General features: G+C 74.3%; 24 protein-coding genes. 9 read left to right on the top strand and 15 right to left on the bottom strand.

Annotation, left to right across the window (positions count from 1 at the left end; all coding sequences use genetic code 11):
- Positions 1-206 precede the first annotated feature (206 nt).
- From ACQ3I4_RS09060 to ACQ3I4_RS09050, 3 genes are all read left to right on the top strand, one after another.
- The gene (locus ACQ3I4_RS09060; RefSeq protein ID WP_329862143.1) at positions 207-1,229 is read left to right on the top strand and encodes an LLM class flavin-dependent oxidoreductase; all 1,023 of its coding nucleotides are present in this window, start codon (positions 207-209) and stop codon (positions 1,227-1,229) included.
- A gap of 303 nt (positions 1,230-1,532) precedes the next feature.
- Positions 1,533-1,970, top strand: a complete 438-nt coding sequence (locus ACQ3I4_RS09055) for a GntR family transcriptional regulator (protein ID WP_329862144.1) — start codon at positions 1,533-1,535, stop codon at positions 1,968-1,970.
- 125 nt (positions 1,971-2,095) lie between these two features.
- Entirely contained in the window at positions 2,096-3,199 is a 1,104-nt protein-coding gene (locus ACQ3I4_RS09050) for a hypothetical protein (RefSeq protein ID WP_329862145.1), read from the top strand.
- Between the two features lie 128 nt (positions 3,200-3,327).
- On the opposite strand, the gene ACQ3I4_RS09045 is transcribed toward ACQ3I4_RS09050, so the two are convergent.
- A complete protein-coding gene (locus tag ACQ3I4_RS09045) occupies positions 3,328-4,407 on the bottom strand; it encodes a lactonase family protein (RefSeq protein ID WP_329862146.1) in 1,080 nt (359 codons plus the stop codon).
- Between the two features lie 205 nt (positions 4,408-4,612).
- On the opposite strand from ACQ3I4_RS09045, the gene ACQ3I4_RS09040 reads away from it, so the two are divergent.
- Positions 4,613-4,885, top strand: coding sequence for a hypothetical protein (locus ACQ3I4_RS09040; RefSeq protein WP_329862147.1), 273 nt, complete (start codon positions 4,613-4,615; stop codon positions 4,883-4,885).
- 17 nt (positions 4,886-4,902) lie between these two features.
- Here ACQ3I4_RS09040 and ACQ3I4_RS09035 read toward each other — a convergent pair whose 3' ends face one another.
- Positions 4,903-5,067, bottom strand: a complete 165-nt coding sequence (locus tag ACQ3I4_RS09035) for a winged helix-turn-helix transcriptional regulator (RefSeq protein WP_329862148.1) — start codon at positions 5,065-5,067, stop codon at positions 4,903-4,905.
- A gap of 94 nt (positions 5,068-5,161) precedes the next feature.
- On the opposite strand from ACQ3I4_RS09035, the gene ACQ3I4_RS09030 reads away from it, so the two are divergent.
- Positions 5,162-5,554: a nuclear transport factor 2 family protein gene (locus ACQ3I4_RS09030; RefSeq protein WP_329862149.1), complete on the top strand. Its 393-nt coding sequence runs from the start codon at positions 5,162-5,164 to the stop codon at positions 5,552-5,554.
- 788 nt (positions 5,555-6,342) lie between these two features.
- On the opposite strand, the gene ACQ3I4_RS09025 is transcribed toward ACQ3I4_RS09030, so the two are convergent.
- Positions 6,343-7,053, bottom strand: a complete 711-nt coding sequence (locus ACQ3I4_RS09025; RefSeq protein WP_329862151.1) for a response regulator transcription factor — start codon at positions 7,051-7,053, stop codon at positions 6,343-6,345.
- A gap of 90 nt (positions 7,054-7,143) precedes the next feature.
- On the opposite strand from ACQ3I4_RS09025, the gene ACQ3I4_RS09020 reads away from it, so the two are divergent.
- Positions 7,144-7,449, top strand: a complete 306-nt coding sequence (locus tag ACQ3I4_RS09020; RefSeq protein ID WP_329862152.1) for a hypothetical protein — start codon at positions 7,144-7,146, stop codon at positions 7,447-7,449.
- Between the two features lie 126 nt (positions 7,450-7,575).
- Positions 7,576-8,754 carry a sensor histidine kinase gene (locus ACQ3I4_RS09015; protein WP_329862153.1) on the top strand — a complete coding sequence of 393 codons (1,179 nt, stop codon included), beginning with the start codon at positions 7,576-7,578 and terminating at the stop codon, positions 8,752-8,754.
- Positions 8,755-8,786: 32 nt separating this feature from the next.
- Here the strand turns inward: ACQ3I4_RS09015 and ACQ3I4_RS09010 are convergent, their stop codons facing one another.
- From ACQ3I4_RS09010 to ACQ3I4_RS08965, 10 genes are all read right to left on the bottom strand, one after another.
- Positions 8,787-9,578, bottom strand: coding sequence for a hypothetical protein (locus ACQ3I4_RS09010; RefSeq protein WP_329862154.1), 792 nt, complete (start codon positions 9,576-9,578; stop codon positions 8,787-8,789).
- Entirely contained in the window at positions 9,575-10,507 is a 933-nt protein-coding gene (locus ACQ3I4_RS09005) for an ABC transporter ATP-binding protein (RefSeq protein ID WP_329862155.1), read from the bottom strand. The genes ACQ3I4_RS09010 and ACQ3I4_RS09005 overlap by 4 nt, the downstream gene beginning before the upstream one ends.
- Positions 10,504-11,187: an ABC transporter ATP-binding protein gene (locus ACQ3I4_RS09000; RefSeq protein ID WP_329862156.1), complete on the bottom strand. Its 684-nt coding sequence runs from the start codon at positions 11,185-11,187 to the stop codon at positions 10,504-10,506. Before ACQ3I4_RS09000 ends, ACQ3I4_RS09005 begins: the two co-directional genes overlap by 4 nt.
- Positions 11,184-13,010: a hypothetical protein gene (locus ACQ3I4_RS08995; RefSeq protein WP_329862157.1), complete on the bottom strand. Its 1,827-nt coding sequence runs from the start codon at positions 13,008-13,010 to the stop codon at positions 11,184-11,186. Before ACQ3I4_RS08995 ends, ACQ3I4_RS09000 begins: the two co-directional genes overlap by 4 nt.
- Positions 13,007-13,453 (bottom strand): hypothetical protein, encoded by a 447-nt coding sequence (locus tag ACQ3I4_RS08990; RefSeq protein WP_329862158.1) that lies wholly within the window; start codon positions 13,451-13,453, stop codon positions 13,007-13,009. Before ACQ3I4_RS08990 ends, ACQ3I4_RS08995 begins: the two co-directional genes overlap by 4 nt.
- A gap of 65 nt (positions 13,454-13,518) precedes the next feature.
- The gene (locus ACQ3I4_RS08985; RefSeq protein ID WP_329862159.1) at positions 13,519-14,100 is read right to left on the bottom strand and encodes a hypothetical protein; all 582 of its coding nucleotides are present in this window, start codon (positions 14,098-14,100) and stop codon (positions 13,519-13,521) included.
- Positions 14,097-14,618 carry a hypothetical protein gene (locus tag ACQ3I4_RS08980; protein ID WP_329862160.1) on the bottom strand — a complete coding sequence of 174 codons (522 nt, stop codon included), beginning with the start codon at positions 14,616-14,618 and terminating at the stop codon, positions 14,097-14,099. The genes ACQ3I4_RS08985 and ACQ3I4_RS08980 overlap by 4 nt, the downstream gene beginning before the upstream one ends.
- Before the next feature lie 401 nt (positions 14,619-15,019).
- Positions 15,020-15,301: a hypothetical protein gene (locus tag ACQ3I4_RS08975; protein WP_329862161.1), complete on the bottom strand. Its 282-nt coding sequence runs from the start codon at positions 15,299-15,301 to the stop codon at positions 15,020-15,022.
- A gap of 259 nt (positions 15,302-15,560) precedes the next feature.
- Entirely contained in the window at positions 15,561-18,332 is a 2,772-nt protein-coding gene (locus ACQ3I4_RS08970) for a DUF5129 domain-containing protein (protein ID WP_329862162.1), read from the bottom strand.
- Positions 18,329-20,077, bottom strand: coding sequence for a hypothetical protein (locus ACQ3I4_RS08965; protein ID WP_430633388.1), 1,749 nt, complete (start codon positions 20,075-20,077; stop codon positions 18,329-18,331). Before ACQ3I4_RS08965 ends, ACQ3I4_RS08970 begins: the two co-directional genes overlap by 4 nt.
- A 206-nt stretch (positions 20,078-20,283) precedes the next feature.
- Here ACQ3I4_RS08965 and ACQ3I4_RS08960 point away from each other — a divergent pair, with 206 nt between their 5' ends.
- Positions 20,284-20,856: an NADPH-dependent F420 reductase gene (locus ACQ3I4_RS08960; RefSeq protein ID WP_329862164.1), complete on the top strand. Its 573-nt coding sequence runs from the start codon at positions 20,284-20,286 to the stop codon at positions 20,854-20,856.
- 222 nt (positions 20,857-21,078) lie between these two features.
- Here the strand turns inward: ACQ3I4_RS08960 and ACQ3I4_RS08955 are convergent, their stop codons facing one another.
- Positions 21,079-21,531, bottom strand: a complete 453-nt coding sequence (locus ACQ3I4_RS08955) for an Lrp/AsnC family transcriptional regulator (protein WP_329862165.1) — start codon at positions 21,529-21,531, stop codon at positions 21,079-21,081.
- 139 nt (positions 21,532-21,670) lie between these two features.
- Here ACQ3I4_RS08955 and ACQ3I4_RS08950 point away from each other — a divergent pair, with 139 nt between their 5' ends.
- Entirely contained in the window at positions 21,671-22,288 is a 618-nt protein-coding gene (locus tag ACQ3I4_RS08950) for a LysE family translocator (protein WP_430633387.1), read from the top strand.
- On the opposite strand, the gene ACQ3I4_RS08945 is transcribed toward ACQ3I4_RS08950, so the two are convergent.
- Positions 22,285-22,797, bottom strand: a complete 513-nt coding sequence (locus ACQ3I4_RS08945) for a MarR family winged helix-turn-helix transcriptional regulator (protein ID WP_430633386.1) — start codon at positions 22,795-22,797, stop codon at positions 22,285-22,287. The genes ACQ3I4_RS08950 and ACQ3I4_RS08945 overlap by 4 nt on opposite strands.
- Positions 22,798-22,816 lie beyond the last annotated feature (19 nt).

The raw sequence follows: 22,816 nt of genomic DNA, 5'->3' as shown, positions 1-22,816 counted from the left end.
TCTGCCCGCGACGACTTCTTCCCACTTCCCGACCAGCCCTGGCTCCGGAACGCGGTGTGTCTCGCCGACTCGCCGGACCGACGCTGCGAGAAGTGAGCAACTTTGCACCGGGCTCCGCCCCGGAAGGCGCGCCCCGCCGTCGTACAGCGCACAACCCGCCCCGCACCGGGAGGAATAGCCGGCCCCGGAACCGCGTTGGGCCGGGTGTGAAGAAGATCGGCTTCCTGTCCTTCGGCCACTGGACCGACCACCCGCAGTCCGGCACGCGCAGCGCCTCCGACGCGCTGCTGCAGGCGATCGACCTCGCGGTCGCGGCCGAGCAGCTCGGCGCCGACGGCGCCTACTTCCGCGTCCACCACTTCGCGCGGCAGTACGCCTCCCCGTTCCCGCTGCTCGCCGCCATCGGCGCGCGGACCAGCCGGATCGAGATCGGTACCGGCGTGATCGACATGCGCTACGAGAACCCGCTCTACATGGCCGAGGACGCCGGCGCCGCCGACCTGATCTCGGGCGGCCGCCTGCAGCTCGGCATCAGCCGGGGATCTCCCGAGCAGGTGATCGACGGCTGGCGCCACTTCGGCTTCTCCCCCGCTGAGGGGGAGTCCGACGCCGACATGGGCCGCCGGCACGCCGAGCGCCTTCTCGAGGTGCTCGGCGGGGAGGGCTTCGCCGAGCCGAACCCGCGCCCGATGTTCGCCAATCCCCCGGGCCTGCTGCGCATCGAGCCGCATTCGGAGGGGCTGCGGGAGCGCATCTGGTGGGGCTCGGGTTCCAACGCGACCGCCGTCTGGGCGGCGGAGCTCGGCATGAACCTGCAGAGCTCCACGCTCAAGGACGACGAGTCCGGCAAGCCCTTCCACGTCCAGCAGGCCGAACAGATCGAGCTGTACCGCAAGGCGTGGAAGGAGGCCGGCCACGCGCGCGAGCCGCGCGTCTCCGTCAGCCGCAGCGTCTTCGCCCTGACGGACGAGCGCGACTGGCAGTACTTCGGCCGCGACCGCTTCAGCTCCGACCAGGTCGGCAACATCGATGAGAAGACGCGCGCGATCTTCGGCCGCTCCTACGCCGGCTCCCCCGACGAGCTCGTCGAGAAGCTCGCCCAGGACGAGGCGATCGCAGCGGCCGACACGTTGCTGCTGACCGTGCCGAACCAGTTGGGCGTGGACTACAACGCCCACGTCATCGAATCGATCCTGACACACGTGGCCCCGGGGCTCGGCTGGCGGTGACCCGCTGGCGTCGGGTCCCACTTCTGCCGCTCCCACTATCCACTGTCACAACGCATGGGTAGAGTCGGGCCGTGGGCCCGCGGCCTCCCCGCGCTCTTGCCACGACGGCGCGACGCCCCTCTCCCTCGCACCCACTTCCCGCAACACGATCCGTTCCCCGCTTGCTTCGCATGCGTCAAAACAGCGCGGGGATGGATCGTGTTGCGTCCGGGGCTGGGTTCGCGGCCGACCCCTTGACTATTGATCGATCTGCTGTTTGTATTATCTCACTGATACAAGACGGCTAGGCGAGGGAGGCGGACCGTGGCACATCGACAGCACGTCGCCGACCCCTCCCCGGCGCCCGGACCGGCACCCGGGGACGGCCTGGACGCCGCCACCGCCATCACCGTCGAGCCCGCGAACCCCGCCGGCCCGTCGGAGCAGATCCGGAGCCAACTGACGGCCCTCATCCAGAGCGGCCGGCTGCCCGCCGATACCCGCCTGCCGACCGTCCGCCAGCTCGCGGGCGACCTCCGCCTGGCCGCCGGCACGGTGGCCAAGGCCTATAAGGAACTCGAAGCCGCGGGGCTCGTCCGGACGGGTCGCGCCGCCGGCACCCGCGTCAATCCCGGGCAGGGCTCGGCCGGGCCGGCGCTTGCCGACGCGCTCGCCTTCGCCCGGGCCGCCCGCCGCGCGGGCCTGAACCTCGAACAAGCCCAGGGCCTGCTGGCCGTGGGATGGGAACGCTCCGTTCCCTGAGCGTCGTACGACTCCTCCGCCACCCCTCCCCGGCGTCCGCTCGCCGGGTGGCGGAGGGCCTCCCCCCGCGGAGGCCGCTGCGGACAACGGGCCCGGACCGGCCCCTGCGCAAGGTGGAACGAATCATGGACCTCTCGACCAGCACATATCTGGGACTCGCCGCCGTCCTACTCCTCATGGCGGCCCTGACGTGGGTGCTGCTGCGCGTCATCCCCCGCACCCGCGGGAAGCTGAGAGCGGAGACGGCACACCATGACGACGCCGGACGCCGCGCGGTTGCCTCGCTCCTGCAGGGCTGGGGCCCGGCCGGGGTCGCCGCCGTCGCCTTGGGACTCCTCGCCTACCTCGCCGCCACCGCGTCGGTCATCGGCTGGCGGGTCTCGCAGACGACGGCGGAGCGCGGCGATGGCGCGCTGGCCCAGCTGGCGCAGACGCTCGCCCCGGTGGCGGCGGCCTGCGTGGCGCTCGGCACGCTCGCGTGGTTCGCGGCCCGGCGCCGTCCTGGTCCCAATGCCGCGCCCGTCAGCGTGGCGTCGGCGGGACTCCGCCCCCGCGGCGCGCTGAGCTTCGGGCCGCGCTGGGCGCTCGCGATCCCCGCGCTGACCGCGCTCGTGCTGGGCGCGTGGCTCGTGGTGACTGGCCTGTTCTCCAGCCGCGATCCCTCCGGCCGCTTCACGCAGCTGACCGTGGACCGCCACACCGCCGCCGACGATCCGGCGGTCGGCTACGTCCCACCCCTGACGCCCTCGCAGGTCTCGGTCGACTTCCCGGGCTGGTACTACACCCTCCCGGTGATCGCCGCGGCCGCCTTCCTCGTGGGCCTGGCCGCGCTGCTGCTGCGGCGCCTGGCCCAGGCGCCACGGCCCCTCGACCCCGGGCTGCACCGGGTCGACGACCTCGCCCGGACCCTCAAGGCCAAGCTCGTCGCGACGCTCGCCGGCGCGGGGCTCCTGGGCACGCTGGCCTCGATCGCGGCGGCGACCGGCGGGGCCCTCGCCACGGTCGCCGGCGACTTCCGGCTGGCCGGGACGGGCGTGGAATTCTTCTACCACGAGGCCATGCTGAGCGGATATTGGATCTACCTCGGCGCCGTCCTGCTGCGGCTGCTCGCCCTGGTCCTGCTCGTCATCGCGGCCGGAGCCGCGCTCGAGCTTGCGGCCGCGCGGCAGGCCGCGGTCGCCGTCGTCCTGGGCGAGACTCCCCGGGGCCGCAACGCACACCCCGCCTGACCCCCGGCGCACACCCCGCCTGACCCCCGGCGCACACCCCCCTACCCAGCGTCGCTTCGCGTGCGCCGGAGAGATCCGGGGATCGAGGGCGTTGCCGATCGGAGGGGCCGGGTGGGGGCGTCCCGGGATCAGGCGCCCGGGAACTCCACCCAGCGCGGGCCCGCGGAGACCGCCCCGCTCCAGATCCGCTCCGGCAGCCCGGTGTCCCGCGCGACGCGGTAGACGGCCGCGGTATCCGACGCCTCGCCGCACGCCACGAGGAAGCGACCCGAGGGGTCGAGCCCCATCCCGCGCGGCTGACGCTCCGTCTCCACGGCGGCCACGTACTCCAGGACCCCCGCGGAACCGTCCCACCGCAGCACGTTCACGGTGCTCGTCGTGCGCTCGGACGCGTAGAGGAACCGGCCTTCCGGATCGACGCACAGCTCGGCACACCAGATCGCGTTTGGATCCGGATCCGGCCCCGTCCCGTTGCGCACGCGGCCCGGGACCAGCCCGCGGTCCGCCGGGACGGCCGAGGTCCGGGCGACTTCCTCGAGGCCCCCCGTCTCCGCGTCCCGGCGGTAGGCGATGACCTCGCCGGACATCTCGGTCAGGACGAAGAGGTGGCGCCCGTCGGGCGAGAAACGCAGGTGCCGCGGCCCGCTGCCCGCACCGGTCGCCACGCCGTCTGCCGGCTCCCCGAGCGTTCCCTCTGCGGTCCACGGCCACCAGGCGACGGCGTCGTCCCCCAGCCCGGTCGCGTAGACGAACCGCCCGTCCGGCGAGGCGAGGGCGGCGTGGGCGTGACGGCCCGGCGAAGGCGAGGGTCCGCGCGCGGGTGCGGCTGCGCCGTCGTCGTCGATGCCCAGGGCGAGCACCCGGTGGCGGTCGTAGGACGCGCCGATCAGCGCCCGCCCGTCCGGGGTCTCGGCGAGGTGGGCGAGCTTCACCTCCGTCGCTGTGCCGCCGAGGGGTTCGAAGCCGGCCCCCGCCAGTGCGAACGTCGCCACGGACGGCGGCGTCGAGCCGAGCGCGACGTGCACCCGGCCGTTGCGGCCCAGGGCCAGGCACTGCACGGGCGCGTCCGTCGCGAGCCGGCCCGCCGCCTCGACGCTCCCCGTCGCCGGGTCGATGGACAGCACGTCCACGCTGCGGCCGGCGTTGCAGCCGAGCAGGACGGTGATCGCGCCGTCGGCAGGGGACGCGGGGTTCTCGGACGGGGTCACGGGGGCCTCCTGGTCGGCGGGGCGCGCGGAGGTGTCCGGGCGCGGGGCGGCCACGCGGGCCGTTGGCTCACGATCCTATCGGGGCCGCGCGGGCTGGCATGATGAGGGGACGACGCCGGTGCCCCCGTCCGGGGTCCGGTGCACGACGGCGGAGCGGCGGGTTGTGGTCGAGGGCATGCGCAAGGTCGGGGACCGGGAGTACCGAGTGGACCGTGACCGGGGGATCCCGTGGGAGTGGATCGTTACGCCGGTCCTGATGGTCGTGCTGATGGCCTTGGCCCTGGGCGATGTGCCGGGTCTCTCCTACTACGCCCTCGCGATCGGCCTTGCCATCGCCCTGGTCCCCCTCGGAACCTGGTGGGCGCGTCGCCGAAAGCGGCACTCGCTCGGCGGGTCCGCGGCGGCTCCGGGATCCGCACGGGTCTCGACGGGCGGCGCCGAGCCCAGATCGCCGCAGGACCCACCGCGGCAGGGCTGAACCATGCGGGCTGCCGGTCAGGGTTCCAGCAGCCGCCCGTCCACGGAGCGGTGCAGCTCGCCGAACCTCAACGGGCCTCCGTGCAGCAGGACCACGATCATGGCCGTCCACTTGTTGGCGATGCGGGCCAGCGAGGCGCGCGACGGGCACTTCGCGGAGAACACGGTCCATTGCCTCGTCATGGGAATCCGGCCTCTCTGGTCACGTTGAAGTAACCGCCCGCCTCTCGGCACGCTGGGAAGCACAACGCTACCGAACCAACCACGGAGGTACATCATGTCGGCCATCGACGTCGTCGGACACTACGGAGCCGCCGCGGCGGCAGGGGATATGGACGCGCTGGCGTCCCTGCTGGCCGAGGACGCGGTGTGGCACCAGCCGGGTGCCAACCAGCTGTCCGGCGACAAGGTGGGCCCGGCCGCGATCCTCGCACACCTGGGTCGCTTTATGGAGCTCAGCGGCGGCACGTTCGCCCTCGAGACGGAGTCGGCCACCGAGAGCGGGGACCTGGTCTCCACCACGCTCCGCTTCACGGCCACCCGGCCCGGGGGCGGAACGCTCGACCAGCGCGGCGTCGACGTGTTCCGCGTCGCCGACGGCAGGATCGCCGAGATCTGGTTGATCAGCGAGGACCAGGCGGCCGAAGACCGCTTCTGGGACGCCGCCTAGACCGGCCGCGCCGGGCGGGCCGGCGTCAGAGGAGCTCGTCGAGCGCGCGGACCGCGTCGTCGACCGTCCGGCGGTCCCGGTCCCCAAGGTCCGCCGCCCCGGCCAGGTGCCGGAGAGCACGCGCAGCGCCTGGCCCACGTCGCCGTGGGAGTCGGCGATGACGACGGCGTCGTTGGCGCGCTTGCGCGGCCGGGTGATGCGCGGGACGCCGGCCACCGGGACGCGGCCGTAGAGGCCCCGGAGTCCGTCGGTGAAGAGCGCGTGGACGGGAGCCGTCTCCGGGACGACGACGATGCACGTCGAGTAGCTCTGCTCCGGGTCGACCCCGGGCATGCCGAAGTAGTGCAGGTCCAGGCCCTTGCGGTTCAGGGCGAGGTAGGGGTTGGGGCGCAGCTGCCGGTACGTGGTCCGCAGCCCGAGCGCCGTCCAGAACGCCTGCATCTCGTCGATGTCGCCGCAGGGCAGCGCGGGCACCATCCACGCCCTCTCGAGGCCGTCGGGGCGTTCGTCGACGCCCGGACCGCTGCCGTCGTCGTCGATCTCCCCCTCCGGGTCGGGGGCACCGATCCGCGCCCGGTCCGCGCCTCCGCCGTCGTCCTCGTCCATGGGGCCATCGTAGGCCCGTACTCCGGCGCCCCGTACCCTGTAGCCGCGCACCGCCGGCACTCCTGCGCACCTTTCGGGCCTCCTGCGCGGTTTAGCCGCGGCTCAAGGCCCCTGACAAGCAGCTCCACAAACCGTTGAAACTTAAAGTGCGCTGGGGAGGGGGTGGGCGGGCGACATCCTGTTTAGACGGACGTCGCCGGTCCGCCCTCCGCCAGGTCCACGAGTCCCAGCCGCACGGCCTTGATGAGGGTCTGGACGCGGTTCTGCGCGCCGAGCTTCATCATGACCCGCGCGAGATTGGCCTTCACGGTGGCTTCGGAGAGGTACAGCTCCTGCCCGATCTCCGCATTCGACAGGCCCCGGGCCAGCAGGTCCAGCACGGACTGCTCACGCGCCGTGACGCGGACCGCGGGATCGCCTCCGTCCGGCGCGGCGGCGCGCGGGTCCGCGGTGGTCTCCGCGGAGAAGTTGCGCACGGCCAGCTGAACCAGGTTCCGGGTCACGGTGGCCGAGAGCCTCAAGTCCCCCGCGGCGGCCCCACGCAGGGCGTCGAGGATCTCCTCGGCCCCGACGTCCTTGGTCAGGTACCCGCACGCCCCGGCCGCGAGGGCCGGCACGAGGAACTGTTCGGAGGCCAGCGAGGTCATGACGACGATCCTGGCCCGGGGATCGAGCCGCATGAGACGCTGGGAGGCCTCGACGCCGTTCATGCGCGGCATCATCAGGTCCATCAGGACGACGTCCGGCCCATGGTCCAGGTATCCCTCCACGGCCGCCCGGCCGTCCGCGGCCTCGCCGACGACGCGGAAACCCGGCGAGCCGCCGACGATCATCGACAGCGCCTGCCGCTGCAGCGGCTCGTCGTCGACGATCAGGATCCCGAGTTCCCCCATATGACCACCATATAGCCGAACCGCGACTCCCGGCCCAGATGCAGCCGAAAGTATGTAGTCCGGGCGACGGCGCGCGGGCATCCTCGAAGCATGGACACCATCACCGCATCCTCCTCCTTCCACGCGGCGCCGGGCACCGGCGCCTCCCGGGCCCCTTCTCCGGCCAGGGGACGACGGCGCAGCCCTCGCCTCGTGCGCCCCGGCCTGGCCCTGGCCGCCGCACTGGCCCTGGCGGCCGCCGTCCCGGGCCCGGCCTCCGCGGCCGCCCCCGCGCCCGCCGTGCCGGCCACGGCGCTGGCGGCGCACGCCCCCTCCGCAGACTCCCAGGGGCCTGACGGCCTGGAAACCGAACTCGGCAAGTGGCTGTGCCGCAAGTTCGGGATCGGCTGCCGCTGACCCTCCGCGACGGGTTGGCCGCCGGGGCGCGCCGGCCCGTCCCGCGGCTTGGCCGCCACGACGCCCCTGCGGCAGGATGGAGGCCGAGGCCAGGGGGTGGACGCCGTGTCCCACAGACAGCGCGTGATGCGCACGATCGACGCCGACGTGCCCGCCGGCACCCGCCGGTCCAAGCTCGCCCTCACGGCCGCCGCCGTCGTCATCGCGCTCACGGAGGCCGTCTTCCTGGGCGCCGACCTGGCCGGTACGCCCGGCGGCGGGCCGGTCCAGCCGGCGCTCCTGACGTACCTTCCCACGCTGCAGCTCGTCGTCGCGCTGCTCCTGGTCTGGCATTCCATGGCGACCACGGTGACGTTCTCCCTCGTCGCCCTCGCGACCTCGCTCGTCACGGGCAACTACATCCTGGCCGCCCTCGTCCTCCCGTTCCTGCTCCTCCTCACGCTCCTCTACCTCAAGCGCAACACGCTGCTCGGCTGCGTGGCGGGGATGGCGATCTGGATCGGTTCCCTGATCCTCTTCTACCCTCAGGACGCGCCGCTGCTCGTCTACCTCCTGCCGGCCTGCGCCGTCGCCGGCGGCCTCGGCTGGGCCCTGCGCACCCACCGCGTCACGGAGCTCGAGCTCGAAGCGGAGCGCGAGCGGGAGCGGCTGGAGGCCGAGCGCAGCACCGTGGCCCTCAAACGCTCCATGGCCCGCGACCTGCACGACATCCTGGCCCACAACCTCGCCGTGATCTCCCTGCAGACCGAGGCCCAGAGGTTCTCCTCCTCCCCCGAGACCACGAGCGAGATCCTCAACACCGTCAACCGCGTCGCCAAGCAGACGCTCTCCGACATGCGCACGCTCCTGACGCTGCTCTACGTCGAACCCGCCGACGCGGCCCCGGCCGACGGCACGGGGGTCGTCCGCATCGAGGTGGGCCTCGAACAGATCGCGCTCACGCTCACGAGCCTCGGCCACCGCCCAGAGCTCTCCGTGACCGGACTTCCCGGGGAGCGCATCCCGCCCGCCCAGAGCAGCACCTTCTACCGGCTCCTGCAGGAGGCCGCCACCAACATCCTCAAACACGCACCCGACGGCGCCCGCTGCCGGCTCTCGCTCGACGTCGCGGCCACGTCCGCAACGCTCGTCGTCGCCAACGAGCTGGCCGGCCCCGTGACGGTCCCCACGGGCCGGACCGGCTCATGGCACTACGGGCTGAAGAACATGAGGGAGCGCGTGCGGGCCTTCGGGGGAACGCTCGAAGCGGGACCCGGCGACGGCTGGTGGACGGTCACGGCCTCCCTGTCCTTCGTCGGGGAGTGACCCCGGCCGGGACGGGCGGCGGGCAGGCGGCGTCAGGCGATGTCGCGCCGCACCGTCCGGACCACGGCCGCGACCGTCGCCAGGAGCGGCCACGCCAGTGCCGCCGCGGCGGCGACGGCCAGCTGCCATCCCCCGTCCATCAAGGCCGCGGCGCCGAGCTGGGACCACTGGGCGGCGGGCAGGAGCTCGGGCCGCCAACCGCCCGCAGCCGCGAGCGGGGGCAGGACGAAGAACAGCAGGGCCACGGCGAGGACGCCCGCGACCCGCGAGCGCGCGGCCATCGCCAGGGCCGCGCCGGATGCGGCACCGCACGCGGCCCCGAGACAGCCCAAGAGGACGACGGCGGACGCGGACGCCCAGCCAAGCGCCGCGGATCCGCCGGCTCCCCCGGAGGACGCGCCTGCCACGGACTGCGCGGCCACGACCATCACGGTCCCCACGGGCAGCGCGGCCACCGCCGTGCAGCCCGCGGCGGCCACCACGTGCGCGGTGACGACCCGGGCACGCCGCGGGGTCAGGGTGAAGGAAACGACGTACCGGCCCGACGTCCATTCGGAGCCGGCCACGAGACCCGCCGCGACGGCGGCCGCGGCCACGAGGGTCGACCAGCCCGTGAGCGCCATCGACAGGATCCCCGGCGTCCCCGGCGCGGCCGGCTCCGGCCCGTTCGACGCGACGAGGGCGAAGAGGACGGCCAGGCCGACGGCGAGCACCGACCCCACGGCCATCGTCGCGAGCCACCACCGGTCCCGGGAGTACTGCCGCGCCACGGACAGGAGCAGCCGGGCACCCGGCCCGGGCACCGGCGTCGTACCGGCACTCACGAATCCACCCCCGACGGGGCGCCGGCGGACCTGAGCCCCTCGTGGCCGGCCGTCAGCGCGAAGTAGGCCTCCTGCAGGGACGGGACGTCCCGCTCGAGGCGCGTGAGGGGGTACCCGGCCCCGAGGACCTCGCGGGCCAGCGCCTCCGGCGACCCGCCGGCCACCACGCAGGCACCGTCGCGCAGGGCCACGTCCCATCCGTCCGCCCGGAGGCGGCTTGCCAGCGGGCCCAGGAGCTCCGGCGTCGTTCCGACGAGGACCGCGGGAGCACGGTGGGCCGCCAGGACGTCCCCCAGAGTGCCGCGGGCCAGGACGCGCCCCGAGCCCATGACGACGATCGCGTCGCACACGCGCGACTGCTCGTCGAGCAGGTGGGAGGACAGCAGGACCCCGACTCCGTCGCGGTCGGCCAGCTCCCGCAGGTACCCCGCCAGCCACCGGACCATCGTGGGGTCCAGCCCGTTGAGCGGCTCGTCCAGGAGCAGGTACTGTGGCCGGCCAAGCAGAGCGGCCGCCAGCATGACGCGCCGGCGCGAACCCAGCGAGCAGGCCCTGAAAGGGGAGCCGGCGACGGGGCCCAGGCCCAGCTCCTCGACGACCCGGACCAGCCGTTCGCGCCCGGCACCGGCGACCAGCCGGACCTGCTCGAGGAACTCGGAGACCGCGACCCCGCCGGGCGCCGCCCCGGCGTCGAGCACCGTGCCCACGACGCCCGCCGGATCCGGCAGCCGGGTCGGCGGCAGCCCGTTCACCCGGATGCCGCCCGCCGTCGGGGCGATCAGGCCGCACATCATCCCCAGCGTCGTCGTCTTGCCCGCCGCGTTGGGGCCGATCATCCCGACGATGCGGCCGCGCGGGACCTCGAGGTCGAGGCCCTCCACGGCGGTCAGGCGGCCGTAGCGCTTGGTGACCGAGCTGCAGGCGATCACGGGCGGCCTCCCATTCGGCCGGCCGCGTGCCGCCACGCAGGCAGCTCGATCCGCTCGTGCGGGACCAGCCCGTCCGGGAGGTCGTGCGCCACGACGAGGACCCTGCGTCCCTCGGCGATCCAGCCGTCGATCTCCTCGACCACGCGGACGACGCCGGAGTCGTCCAGGCCGTTGAACGGTTCGTCCAGGATCATCAGCGACGCCGGTGACGCCGTCGCCAGGACGAACCAGGCCTTGCGGAGGTTGCCGGTGGAGAGCTCTCCCGCAGGAGCGTCGAGCCACGAACCGAGCCGGTGGGAGGCCAGCCGCTCGAAGAGCGCCTCCCCAGGAAGGCCGAGCGACTGGGACATCAGCTCGGCCTGCGCCCTGACGGAGAGCGCCGGGATCAGGGCGGGATCGGCGCGGACGACGCGGCGGGCCGCGCGGGCGGCGTCGCTCGGTGGCGGAAAGCCCTGGACGCGCACGGTGCCGCTCCACGGCTCGAGGATGCCGGCCACGACTTCAAGCAGGGTCGACTTGCCGCTCCCGTTGGTGCCGCGCAAGTGGACGAGGGGCAGCGCGGCCGTGAAGGTGAGGTCCCGCAGGACGGGAACACCCGGCATGTAGCCGACCGTCAGACCCTCGACTTCCAGGAACGGGGGCGCGGAGTCCGGTGCGCCGCGGCGCGTGCGGGTGGTCATGGCGTGTCCTCCGTTGGGGTCGAGGGAGTGGGTGCGGGACGTCGCGCCGCGTCGCCGGACGAGCGGTGCCCGGCCGCATCGGACCCGAGCCGCCATGGGTGGATCCGGCGGCGCAGGAGCCGCGGCGTCCACCAGAGCATCAGCCCGGCCGCCGCGGACAAGCCGGCCACGGCCGCGCCCCAGGGCAGCAGCCAGACCGTGGTCGCGCCGAGCGTGCCGAGCAGCAGGACGAGCGTTCCGCCGAGCCCGCCCTCGGCGGATCCGTCGCCGTTCTCCTGGCGCTGCGGGTCGACGAGGTCGGCCACCAGGACGACGGCGGTCAGGAACGTCACGAGTGCCGCCGCTTCGATCAGCGGAGCGGGCGAGGACCGGACCAGGCAGAACCCTGCGACCGGCACCAGCACCGGGACGGCACACAGGCGCAGGGCCTGGACCACGACGGACCGGCACAGCGCGCCGGTGTCGATGCCGGAATCGGCGAGCCATCGCAGCCGCGGGATCCAGCTCACGGGACCCGAGGCGCTCGTCACCGTCAGGCCGACGAGCACCACGGCCATGGCCAGCGCGCCCGCCGAGGCGACGTCGAGCCACGCCACCTGTTGCTGCTCACCGGTGGCCAGGATGCCGGCACCGAATCCGGCCACCACGGCTCCCAGCAACGGCATGACGCGCTCGAGGCGGCGATACAGCGCGGAGGCCTGCGACGCTCCGCCGCGCACCTGGCGCACGAGCATCGTGGCGAGTCCTCTGCTTCGGCGGTGGACGGAACCCGGTGTGGGCGGGAAGGCGCGACCGGCTCCGGCAGGTCCTGTGCCCTCGCGGCCGGGCCGGTTCCCGGCGGTCCGGTGCCACGCTGTCGGCCGGGGCTCGCGGAGCGCACCGGGAACGGCATAGGGGCCGGGGCGTCGGGAACCGCGCAGGGCCGCCAGCACCGCCGAGAGGAGCCCCGCACCGAGGAGGCAGACGGCCCCGGCGGCGTACGCCGCGGCGGGAGCCATCCGTGCGCCGAACGCTCCCGCGTCCCGCAGCGAACCCAACAGCACCTCGTCGCCAGGCAGCGACAGCCGCCCCTCCGCGGCGGCCAGCGCGGTGGCGGCCAGCACCGCGCCGAAGAGGAGCACCGTGCCGGTGGCGGTCGCGGCCCAACCCGGCGCCGCGCCCCGAGTACGCGCGGCGAGCGTGATCTGCAGGCCCGTGGCCGTCATCGAAGCGGCCCACGGCACGAGCGCCGCCGCCACCGCGCAGGCCGCCGCGTCTTCCGGGGACGCCCCCGGGGCGCCCACCACGGCGCCGACGCAAGCGAGCGCGCCGACACCCGATCGCGCGAGCGTGCCGAGCAGGCGCGGGAGCAGGACGTGCGCCGTCCCGGACGCCCAGGGATGCAGGTCCAGCCCGACGTAGTGGGGTCCGTCGACGGGTCGGACGAGCTCTTCGCGGGCCCGGCCCGTGAGGGCCGTGACCGCCGAGGCCGCCGCCGAGACGACGACTGCCAGGAGGATCACGCCGGCCGCGTCGACGGGGTCGATCCCGATGGCTCCGGCCACGAGTGACACGGCGGCGCCGGCAAGCAGCGCCAGCGCCGGGACCACGACGACGGCGCCGAGCGTGGCGAGCGCCAGGAGCAGGCCGCGGTGTCGGCCCGGGAACGGCAGCGAATTGCGCAGGCAGTACCGGAGCAGACGCAGCGAGTTGACGTAGCGCACCGAGGCGATGAACCCGTAGGCGACGGGCGTGATGGGGCCGGCCCCGCCGTCGTACTCCCGGGTGCCGCCGGGCACGGCCCGGCCCGGCCGCTCCTCCCGGAGGACCTCGTGTTCTGTCATGAAGGCCAACGCCCGACCCCCGCCCTGCCGCCGGGAACGTCCGGGAAGCGCACCGCGAGCTGGACGAGGGCCCCGAGCCCCAGGACGACCGCGGCCGCCCCGTGGATCCATACCGTGTCGAGCTCCCGGAAGAACGCCAGCCCCGCAACGGCCGCCATCGCCCCCACGGCACAGATCCCCGTGGCCACGACGGGCAGCATCCTGCGGTGGAAGGCGAACGGGATCCACATCAACAGCAGCAACGCCGCCGCTCCTCCCTGGACGCGCCACAGGAGTTCGAGCCGTCCGGCGGCCGCGGCGTCGTCGACCACCGCCGCCGCGGACGAGGTCAGGCCGATCCAGGCCATCAGCGCCAGCGCGGCCGCCGCGGACACCCAGCTGCCGATCGCTGCCGGACCGGTCCACTTCCCCGGCCTCGTGCGCTGCTTCGTGCTGTTCTTCACTGGGTCCTCCTCGGGACGGCGGACGCGGGTCGCCTGCGTGGTTGGGGGGTGCTGGGAGGCCATGGTCAGAACCACCGGCCGTAGGCCAGCAAGGTCAGCGCGGTGAGGGCGCCGGCCAGCAGCACGGTCGTGCCCGTGCCCGGCCACCCGGCCCTGCGCGAGGCGATAGCCTGGCGCGCCAGGACGAGGGCGGGGACGGCCAGGAACACCCACCCCGGCGCCGCGGCGGCCAACTGCACGGGATGCGTGTCGAGGAAGGCCGCCCAGCCGAAGGCCAGGATGGTCGTGAGGTCCACGGCGCGCGGGCGGACGGACAGCGGGAAACGGCGGCGCCACTGGGCCACGACGATGGCCTCGACTCCGCGGGCGACGAGGTAGCTCAACGCAATGCCGAGCGTCGTCACGACCACTCCGGAGCGTACGGCCAGCTCGGCGAACTCCGGATCCAGTCCGGCGTCCCGGATGGGCGCCTGGGCCGCGATGAGAGCGGAGCGGGAGTCCACGGCCGCGTAGATGAGCGCGATCCCGGCGCCCACGACGGCCACGGAAGCCAGGACGCGGAGCAGGCCGCGGAGAGCGGAGCGCCGGGACGGTGCGGGTGCCGCGTCGACGGCCAGATCGGCCGGGGGCGGGGTAGCTGCCTTCATTGCGGGATTCCTCCGATGACTTCAAGGACGGCCCCGGCCGTGATCAGGACCAGGGATGTGGCGAGGGGCGGCAGGGTCCAGCGCACGGCCGCTCCGTAGGCCCGCAGGGAGCTGCGCACGGTCACGGCTCCGCCCGCGCCCCAGTGCCTCAGGAGCCCGAGGACGGGGATGAAGCCCGCCACGGAAGCTGCCAGAAGGCCGAGTCCCTCGAAGACGAAGTAGGGGGCGAGCGTCTGTGCGGCGCCGGCCGCGCCCAGGGCGTCCACGGCGCCGTGGAACACGGCCCCGGTGAACAGACCGAGGATGATGCTCGACGCGAACGTGGAGAGGCCGGCGGTCAGCATGCCCGAGGCGAGCCCGAGGGCCGCGGCGAGGTTGGTCGCGAGGATCGGTCCCAGCTCTCCCCAGTCCTGCTCCCGGCCCGCGCCGCCGGCCACCGGGAAGCGCAGGCCGCTCGAATAGCCGATCCAGATGAGAGCGCCCCACAGGACCGCGGTGACCACGACGGAGGTGGCCACGACGAGCCGCTCCGCGGCGCCCCTTCGCCGTCGGGCCGGGCCGGGTGCGCCGGGCGAGAAGGATGCGGTCCCGGTCCCATCGGCCGGCTGTGGCCGTGCCCCCCGTGGCGGTCCCGGCGGCGGGTGTGGCAGGGGGGCTCCGGCCGGTGAGGGCGGCACGGATGGCGCTGCCGACGCGTGGTGCTCGTCCATGATCTCCTGGGGTCCTTTCCGCCGGTCCGCCGCCTCTGGACGGCCGCCCGGCCGCCGGTAGGCCGTTGCCTGCCGTGGCGCCTCGTTGTAGCCTGATGCCGTTGGCGCTGGCCCCTCTCCGCGCAAGGTCGAAGGACCAGCACCAGCGGTTCCTGAGTTCTCAGGGCATCGTGTGATTGCCTGGGCCCGTCAGCAATGTGCTGCGGGGCTCAGGCAATCGCCTTCTTGCGGCCGAAGAAGCCGATCGCCCAGCGGACGGTGGCGATGACCGCGGTTCCGAGGCCGGCGGTGAGCAGGAGGGCGGCGATGGCCGCGGCGCTCGCGCCGACCATGATCGCGTCGACGATCTTCGTCGCCAGGGCGTAGCTTCCAGCGGTTCCGGCGCCGATGAGGCCCGCGACGATGAACGTCGACGCGGTACCGACGACGAGTCCGACGGCGGCGAATGCGGCGGCGAGGAGGCCTCGGGAGGTGCGAATGCTCGACTGCATGATGGGTGTCCTTCCAGACGGGGTGTCCGGTGGGACCATCCGTCCCACCGTCGCACGCTTTCTGCGTGCTCCCTCGATCCCACCAGCAACGCGGCAGCGGCACTAGCTACTTTCGGCTCCCCCGCCACCCCGCAGCACGATCCACCCAGGGCTGTTGTGCGTGCGCCGCTTCCGACACTCCCGCGCACCTTTCGGGCGTCCGGCGCGGTTAAGTCGCGGCTACATCGCGCTGACGAGGAGTTCCCGGATCGGTTGAGGCTTAAAGTGCGCTGGGGTGGGGGCGGGCGGCGGCCAGGAGGCGCCTGGTCCGGCGTTCGACGTCCGCGTCCCGCTCCCCCAGCACCGCGGCGAGGCCCTGCAGGTGCTCCACGCGCCGCTCGTAGCGCGGCCCGAGCCGGCCCGCGAGCGGCAGCGCGGCGAGCTCCTCCGCCTCCCGCCACGCCATCACGAGGGCGCGCTCGAAGAGCCGCTGGTCCGCTTCCGCGGCGGTCCCCGCGGCCCCGGCGCCGAGCACGGCGACCGCGTTCAGGCGCGAGTCGTCCAGCCCCAGGGCCAGCCGCTCCAGCTCCTCCCGGGCCCTGCGCAGCCCCGCGCCGCCGCGGCCGAAGCGGCCCAGCGACGCGGACATGGCCCCTCCGTAGCGCACGGCCTGGCCCACGCCCACGAGCCCCAGTGCCAGCGCGGCGGCGACGAGCCAGTACAGCGCCCAGAAGTCCACGTCGGCGTCCCGGTACCCGTTGGCCTGCAGGCCGCGGGCCAGGTCCTCCAGCTCGGAGGCGACGCGCACCTCGGGGCTCCCGGAGGCGTGGAAGCTGCCGTGCGTCCACTGCGTGCGCTGCAGCCGGTTCACGTCGCCGACGGCCACGGCCCCCGCCAGGACGGTGGGGATGTTCACGGTTCCGTCGTCGAACACCATGACCGGCAGGACCGCCTGGTCCCCGCGCAGCTCCCGCGTCGCGGGATCCACGAGTTCCGGGAACTCGGCCTTGATCCGCCACAGCATGTCCAGGGTGCCGGCCGGGTCCAGGATGTCATGCCCGGGGTCGTGCGGATCGGGCACGATCGGCAGGTACTCCTCCGCGTCGCGCAGCGCCACGACGACGTCGAGCTCGGACGGGAAGCTGTCCTCGAGGTAGCGCCGGATCGAGGCCTCGTCGATCCCCCCGGCCTCGCCGTCCACGGTCAGCGAGCGCAGCGGCACGCCTCCGGTGAGCGCCCAGCCCGGTCGTTCGGTCACGGACGAGACGATGATCCCGGAGGCGATGAGCGAGGACAGGACGACGGCGGTGCCCCCGACCGCCCACACGGCGGCCCGGTGCCGCCCGGCTCCGGGACGGCCGCCGCGCGCGCCCTTCGCGCCGCCCACGCCACTCGAGGCCGTGCCGACGGGGCCCGTTCCGACCGCGGCCCCCTCGCGTCCGGGGCCCGCGGGATTGAGCCCGCTGCGCTCGATCCAGCCCCCGAACCGGGCCGACCACCGCCGGCGGGCCGAGGCGGCGGCGGAGGCATCGGCGTCGTACGCCGGGACCTCGCCCAGCAGCGAGCGGGCGGCGGCGTTCGCGCGGTCCAGCGCGTCCAGCGCACCCCCGGACCGCGGGAGACCGAGCCCGGCCCGGAGCGCACCCAGGTCCTCCGTCGCGCGGAGCCGGCGGGAGAGCCGGTCGCCGCCGGGGTAGCGGCGCAGGCGCTTTCCGACCGCGCCCGCCGCCCGGCCGAGCCGCCGCTCGGCCCGCACCCATGCGTCCACGCCGACCCCGGGCGCGCCCTCCCGGCCCGCGTCATTCCGGCCCGCGTCATTCCGGCCCGCACGGGCCCTGCCCCCGCGTCGGCCGGCCCCGGAATCCCGGTCCGCGCCACGGGCGGCTTCCACGGCAGCGTCCGCGGCCGCGCCGTGCTCCCCCGCGACGGAGAGCAGGCCCGCGAGCGCGGCGCGCAGCTCCTCCTCGAGCCCCTCGTCGAGGGTCCCGGCGGGCGCGGCCTCGAGGCGGACGAGCAGCTCCCGGGCGGCGTCGTTGACGGGGGCCGCGAGGCGGTCGAACGTCGATCCCCCGCCAGAGTGCCCTCCGTGGACGGCGCCGGCCCCGAGGAGCGCGTCGGCGAGCGTCGTCAGGCGGTCCGCGGCGGCCTCGAACGCGGCGAGGCGCTTCTCCGTGCCCTCCGTGAGCGCGGTCCGGCGCGAGGACACGGCCCCGACCACGGCGTCCTCCGTGCGCGCCGCGGCGAGCGAGGAGTCCCGCAGGGCCTCCCACGCCCGCGTGAATCCCGCCGGCCGGGCCTGCTCGGGGGTGGAGAGGTAGGTGACCTCGAGCGCCTCCAGGTCCAGGACCACGCGGGCCAGCCGGTGCTGGGCGGCCGCCAGCCGGCGGTAGCGCCGTTCCCAGCGGGCGCGGCGGCGCAGGGACAGGCCGAGCGCGCCGACGGTGCCGAGCAGTCCGAGCGCGGTCCCGGCCGCCCAGAAGTGCGGGGTCCGCACGGGGCCGGGGTGGAGCACCTCGGACGCCGTGCGCGCGGCGGCGGCCACGGCCTGCGGCCCGTGCCCCAGCCCGAGGTTGCCCTGGAACGCGCGGTTGATGTCGAAGCCGGCGTCCCGCGGGCGGTCCGGTCCGGGCGGGTCCACGCGGACCGCGGCGCCGGCAAAGCGCTCGTCGGCGTCGGAATCGGTGTCGTTCTCGAGCGCCGTGGAGAGGACGACGTCGTAGCCGGGGTCCGCTTCCCCGTACAGTTCCGCGTAGCTCAGGAGCCGCGACGTGACCTTGACGGTGACCGGCTCCCACGCCGGGATCGTCTCCGGCAGGACGGCGTCGACCGTGGCCTGGCTGATGTTGTACGGCAGGCCGTCGTCGACCTCGATCACCACCTCAGCCGCGGGCTGTGCGGTGAGCGCGGCGGCCCCGGTCCCCGCGAACGCCGCGGTCGCGGCGCCGAGGGCGATCGCGAGCCACGGCAGGCCGAAGCGCGGGCGGCTGCGGGCGTGGATCAGGCGGGTTCCGGTGTCTGCCGGGGCGCGCGTCGCCGCGTCGTCGACGCTCATGCGCGTCCTTCCTTCCGGCTCCGTGCCGCGGACTCCGTGCGCTCCGCCGGGCCTGACTCCGAGGTCGCCTGAGCGGCGGAGGACCCCGCAGAGGCCGGTCCAGGCGCTCCAGCGGCCGCGGCGGCGGCCGCGAGGGCGAGGAGGCCGACGACGTCGTGCTCCGCGGGGCGGCGCCCCTCCGCCGCGAAGCCGATCCCGCGGCCTTGAGCCTGGACCTCCTCCGGAAGCGCGATCCGGGCGCCCGCAGCGTCTGCGGTGAACGCGGCGAAGGCGGCGTCGAGCTCCGCGCGCAAGGCGTCGACGCGGTCCAGGAGCCCGTACGGGCCCGCGCGGTTCAGCCGGGAGGCGATCCGCCGCGCTTCCTCCCGGAGGCCGTCGAGGGCCGTGGTGTGCCCCACGGTCGCCGCGAGCAGCTCGTGAGCGGACGCAAGCGCGCGGGCCCCGGGCACAGCGAGCCCGTCGGCGGCGAGGCGGAGGCGTTCCGCGTGGGCCGAGAACTGCCGCTCCCACGCCTGTCTGGCCGCCGGCCCGCCGCGTTCCAGCACCAGGACGCCCTCGAGCGCCGCCACCTGGGCATCGACCCGCTCGCGGATCGCTGTCAGGGACTCGACGTCCCCGACGTCGAGCTCCACGGCCCGCCGCAGCTCGGTATCGGCCCGTTCCGCCAGGCCGTCGAGGACGCGGGCCAGCCGGACGCTCGCGGGAACCTCGTCCGCGGCGTGAAAGGTCCCCGGGGCGGGCGCGGTCGCGGCGTCGCCCGCGGTGGCGGCATCGCGCCGGATTGCGGCATCGCGCGGGGCCTCGGCATCGCCCGGGGTCGCGGACGGGATGGCCGGGACGGGTCCCGGCGGACGCTGCGCGATCTCCCGCAGCCGCCCGGCACCGGCGCGGATCCCGCCCCTGAGAGCAGCACCCCGGCGCTCGGCCGAGCGGACCGCATCGGCGCGGCTCCGGCGTCGTACTCCGACAAGCCAGTACCCCAGCAGCCCCGCGCCGAGGACCACCCCGGCCCCGGCGAGCATCGGGCGGGCGTCGAAGCGGGGCTGGATCCCGGTCCCCGCCGCCACCGCGAGCCGCGTGAGGGCCTCGGTGTAGCGGCCCGCGGCGAAGTCCTCCGCGCCGGCCGCCTCGATGGCCTCCAGGCCGCCGTCGGCCACGACGTCCATGTTGCGCCCCATGTCGATCGAGACGTCCGCGGGCACACCCGGCTCGGCGGGGACGATCACGCCGATGACGATCCAGTCGTCGCCGACGAAGCCGAGCCGCCTGCCGTTCTCGAGCCAGTCGTCGGCGAGCGCGTCGGTCTCGCCGAAGAGGAGCAGCCCGCGGACCAGCTGGGCGGCGCTCGAGCTCGACGACGGCTCGCCGTCCACGCCGAGGTAGAGCTGCGCGCCGTGGTGGTCCGTGGCTTCGAGGGCCGAGGTGACGGCCGCCGCGTCGACCCGCGGCTCGAGCGCGTCGGCGACCGAGAGGAAGAGGTGCTCCGACTCCGCCGTGCGCCCCGGGAACACGAGCGGTTCGTCCTCCTCGGCGGGCGGCGCCTCCGGGTCCGCCGTCGGGTAGACGGGGGCGGGGCTGGAAGGAGGCTCCGGCGTCGTTGTCTCGGCGGCGGCCGGGGCGGTCGGCGCCAGGGCCGCCCCGAGCAGCAGGGCGAGGGTCGCCGCGCGCAGGGAGCCCTTGGCGGACGTGCGGCTCGGCCAAGGCGCGCCGACGTGCGGACGTGGAGTGCGGTGCGGTGCGGGCATGGGGTTTCCGGTCCGGTGCGTTAGGCAGGTGACTGGAACAACTCTAGCGGTGACCCCGGCGTCCGGCCCGTCGACGACATTCCCGGCACCGCCGGATGGGTAGTGGCGGCCGGAGAGATCCTGGCACCCCAATCACTTGACACTTCAAACAACGAAGCGTAGAGTTTTACTTGTAGCTTCAACTAAACGATCCAAGGGAGACTCTCATGGCGAACGTGACCATCATCGGCAACGGCAACATGGGCCAGGCCATCGCCGGCATCGCAAGCAAGGGCGGCAACGACGTCCAGGTCCTCGGCAGCGCCGACTCCGCACAGCCGGTGACGGGCGACGTCGTCGTCCTCGCCGTCCCCTACCCGGCCGTCGCCGGGATCCTCGAGGCCCGCGGCTCCCAGCTCGCCGGCAAGGTCGTCGTCGACATCACCAACCCGCTGAACTTCGAGACGTTCGACGCGCTGACGGTCGACGCCGATTCCTCGGCCGCCGCGGAGATCGCCGCCGCCGTGCCGAGCGCCAAGGTCCTCAAGGCCTTCAACACGAACTTCGCCGCGACCCTCGCCTCCGGCACCGTCGGCGAGAACCGCACCACCGTGCTCATCGCCGGGGACGACGCCGAGGCGAAGGCCCTGCTCTCCGGGATCGTCGCCGCGGGCGGCCTGCGCGCGGTCGACGCCGGGGCCCTGTCCCGAGCCCGCGAGCTCGAGGGTATCGGCTTCCTGCAGATCACCCTCGCGGCCGGCGAGAAGATCTCCTGGACCGAGGGCTTCGCGCTCGTCTAAGCCCCACGGGCACAACACTCTCCACTCCCGGGTTGCCACGACATCGTCGAAGCAACCCGGGAGTGGAGAGCGTTTTTCATAGGTGGCGACGTCGAGGGCCTTGGGGGCACGACGTCGGGGCCGCACCGCCACCCGCGCCCCACCCTCGCGGTGTCGGGGTAGGTGTCCCTCCGCGGGCGGTATTCCGGACTTTTCCCCGACACCGCTCGGAGGGGGCGGCGGCTACAGCGGCAGCGGACGGTTCTCGACGACGTTCTTCATGACCAGGGTGGAGCTGAGGCTCTGCACTCCGGGGAGGGTGGCCAGCTGGTCGTCGTAGAGGCGCTGGTACGCCGGAAGATCGGCAGTGACCACGCGCAGGAGGTAGTCCGGGTTGCCGAAGAGCCGCTGGGCCTGGAGCACGTTCGGGATCTCCGCCACCGCGCCCTCGAAGGCGTCGAGGGTGTCCCGGATCGAATCGCGCATCGTGACGAAGACGAGCGTGTCGAAGCCCAGGCCGAGCGCGCCGGCGTCGAGCTGGGCCCGGTAGCCCGTGACCGCGCCGGACGCCTCGAGGGCGCGCAGCCGGCGGTGGCACGGGGACAGGCTCAGCCCCACCCGCTCGGCGAGTTCGGTGACCGTCAGGCGGCCGTCCCGTTGTAGCTCCGCAAGGATCGCGCGGTCAAGCTGGTCCATGGGAAGAATTCTCCCCTTGAAGCGCCGTCCTGGGAAAGGATTTGGAAGCACATTTCGCGCATATTTCACTAATCTTCTAGCACAGGCCGGAACCGGGGAGGAATCCCGGGCCGGAATCGCCAGCCAGGAAGATCCCTCCATGCCCCTCGCCACCGTCGCCGCCTTCTGGGCCGTCTCGGCACTCTTCGTGATCACTCCGGGGGCCGACTGGGCCTACGCCATCTCTGCGGGGCTCCGGAACCGCTCCGTGGTCCCGGCGGTCGCCGGGCTGCTCGCGGGCCACCTGGCCGCGACGCTCGTGGTCGCCGCCGGCGTCGGGGCGCTGTTGGCCGCGACGCCCTGGGCGTTGACGGTCCTGACCGTGGCCGGGTGCGCCTACCTGATCTGGCTCGGGGTGGGAATGTTCGCCCAGCCTGCCGTCCCCGCGGCCGGGCAGGAGCCGGCCGCCGGCGGCTGGCTGCGGCAGGGCCTCAAGGGAGCGGGAATCAGCGGCCTGAACCCCAAGGTGTTCCTGCTGTTCCTGGCCCTGCTCCCCCAGTTCACGGACCCGGGCGGCGCCTGGCCGCTGTCCGGCCAGATCGTCGCCCTCGGGCTCGTGCACATCGCGAGCTGCGCGGTGGTCTACCTCGCCGTCGGCTTCGGCTCCCGCGCCGTGCTGGGCACCCGGCCGGCCGCGGCCCGCGCCGTCACCCGGTTCTCCGGCGCCGCGATGGTGGCCATCGGCGTCGCGCTCCTGCTCGAGCAGCTGCTGCGCTAGCGTTCGGTCGGGGCGCCCTCGAACGACCGCAGCCACGTGGCGAGCAGCGCCTGCAGTTGCTCCGCCTCTGCCTCCGAGAGCGCGGCCAGGAGACGGCGCTCGTTGTCCAGGTGCTCGGCGAAAGCGGCGTCGATGACCTCGAGACCCCGGGCCGTGAGCGCGACGACCCGCCCGCGGCCATCTACCTCCGAGGCCCGCCGGTCCACGAGCCCGGCCGCCTCGAGCCGGTCGATCCGCTTGGTCATGGCGCCCGTCGTGACCATGGTGTGCACGGCGAGGTCCTTCGGCGCCCGCTCGAACGGCGCACCCGCCCGGCGCAGCGCGGCCAGGACGTCGAAGTCGCCCTCCCCCAGCCCGTGGCGGGCATAGAGGGCCACGAGCTCCTCCCGCAGGAAGGACGCAAGCCGATGCAACCTCCCGATCACGCCCATCGGCGAGGTGTCCAGTTCCGGGCGCTCGCGGGCCCACTCGGCCTGGATCCGCGCGACCCTGTCGTTCACTTCGCTCACCCGCCCAGCCTAGCTTCCC

Source organism: Zafaria sp. Z1313, from assembly GCF_050563205.1.
Taxonomy (GTDB): Bacteria; Actinomycetota; Actinomycetes; order Actinomycetales; family Micrococcaceae; genus JAZDCJ01.
Note: the sequence above shows the minus strand (reverse complement) of the source record. Positions and strands in the feature narration are given on the sequence as shown.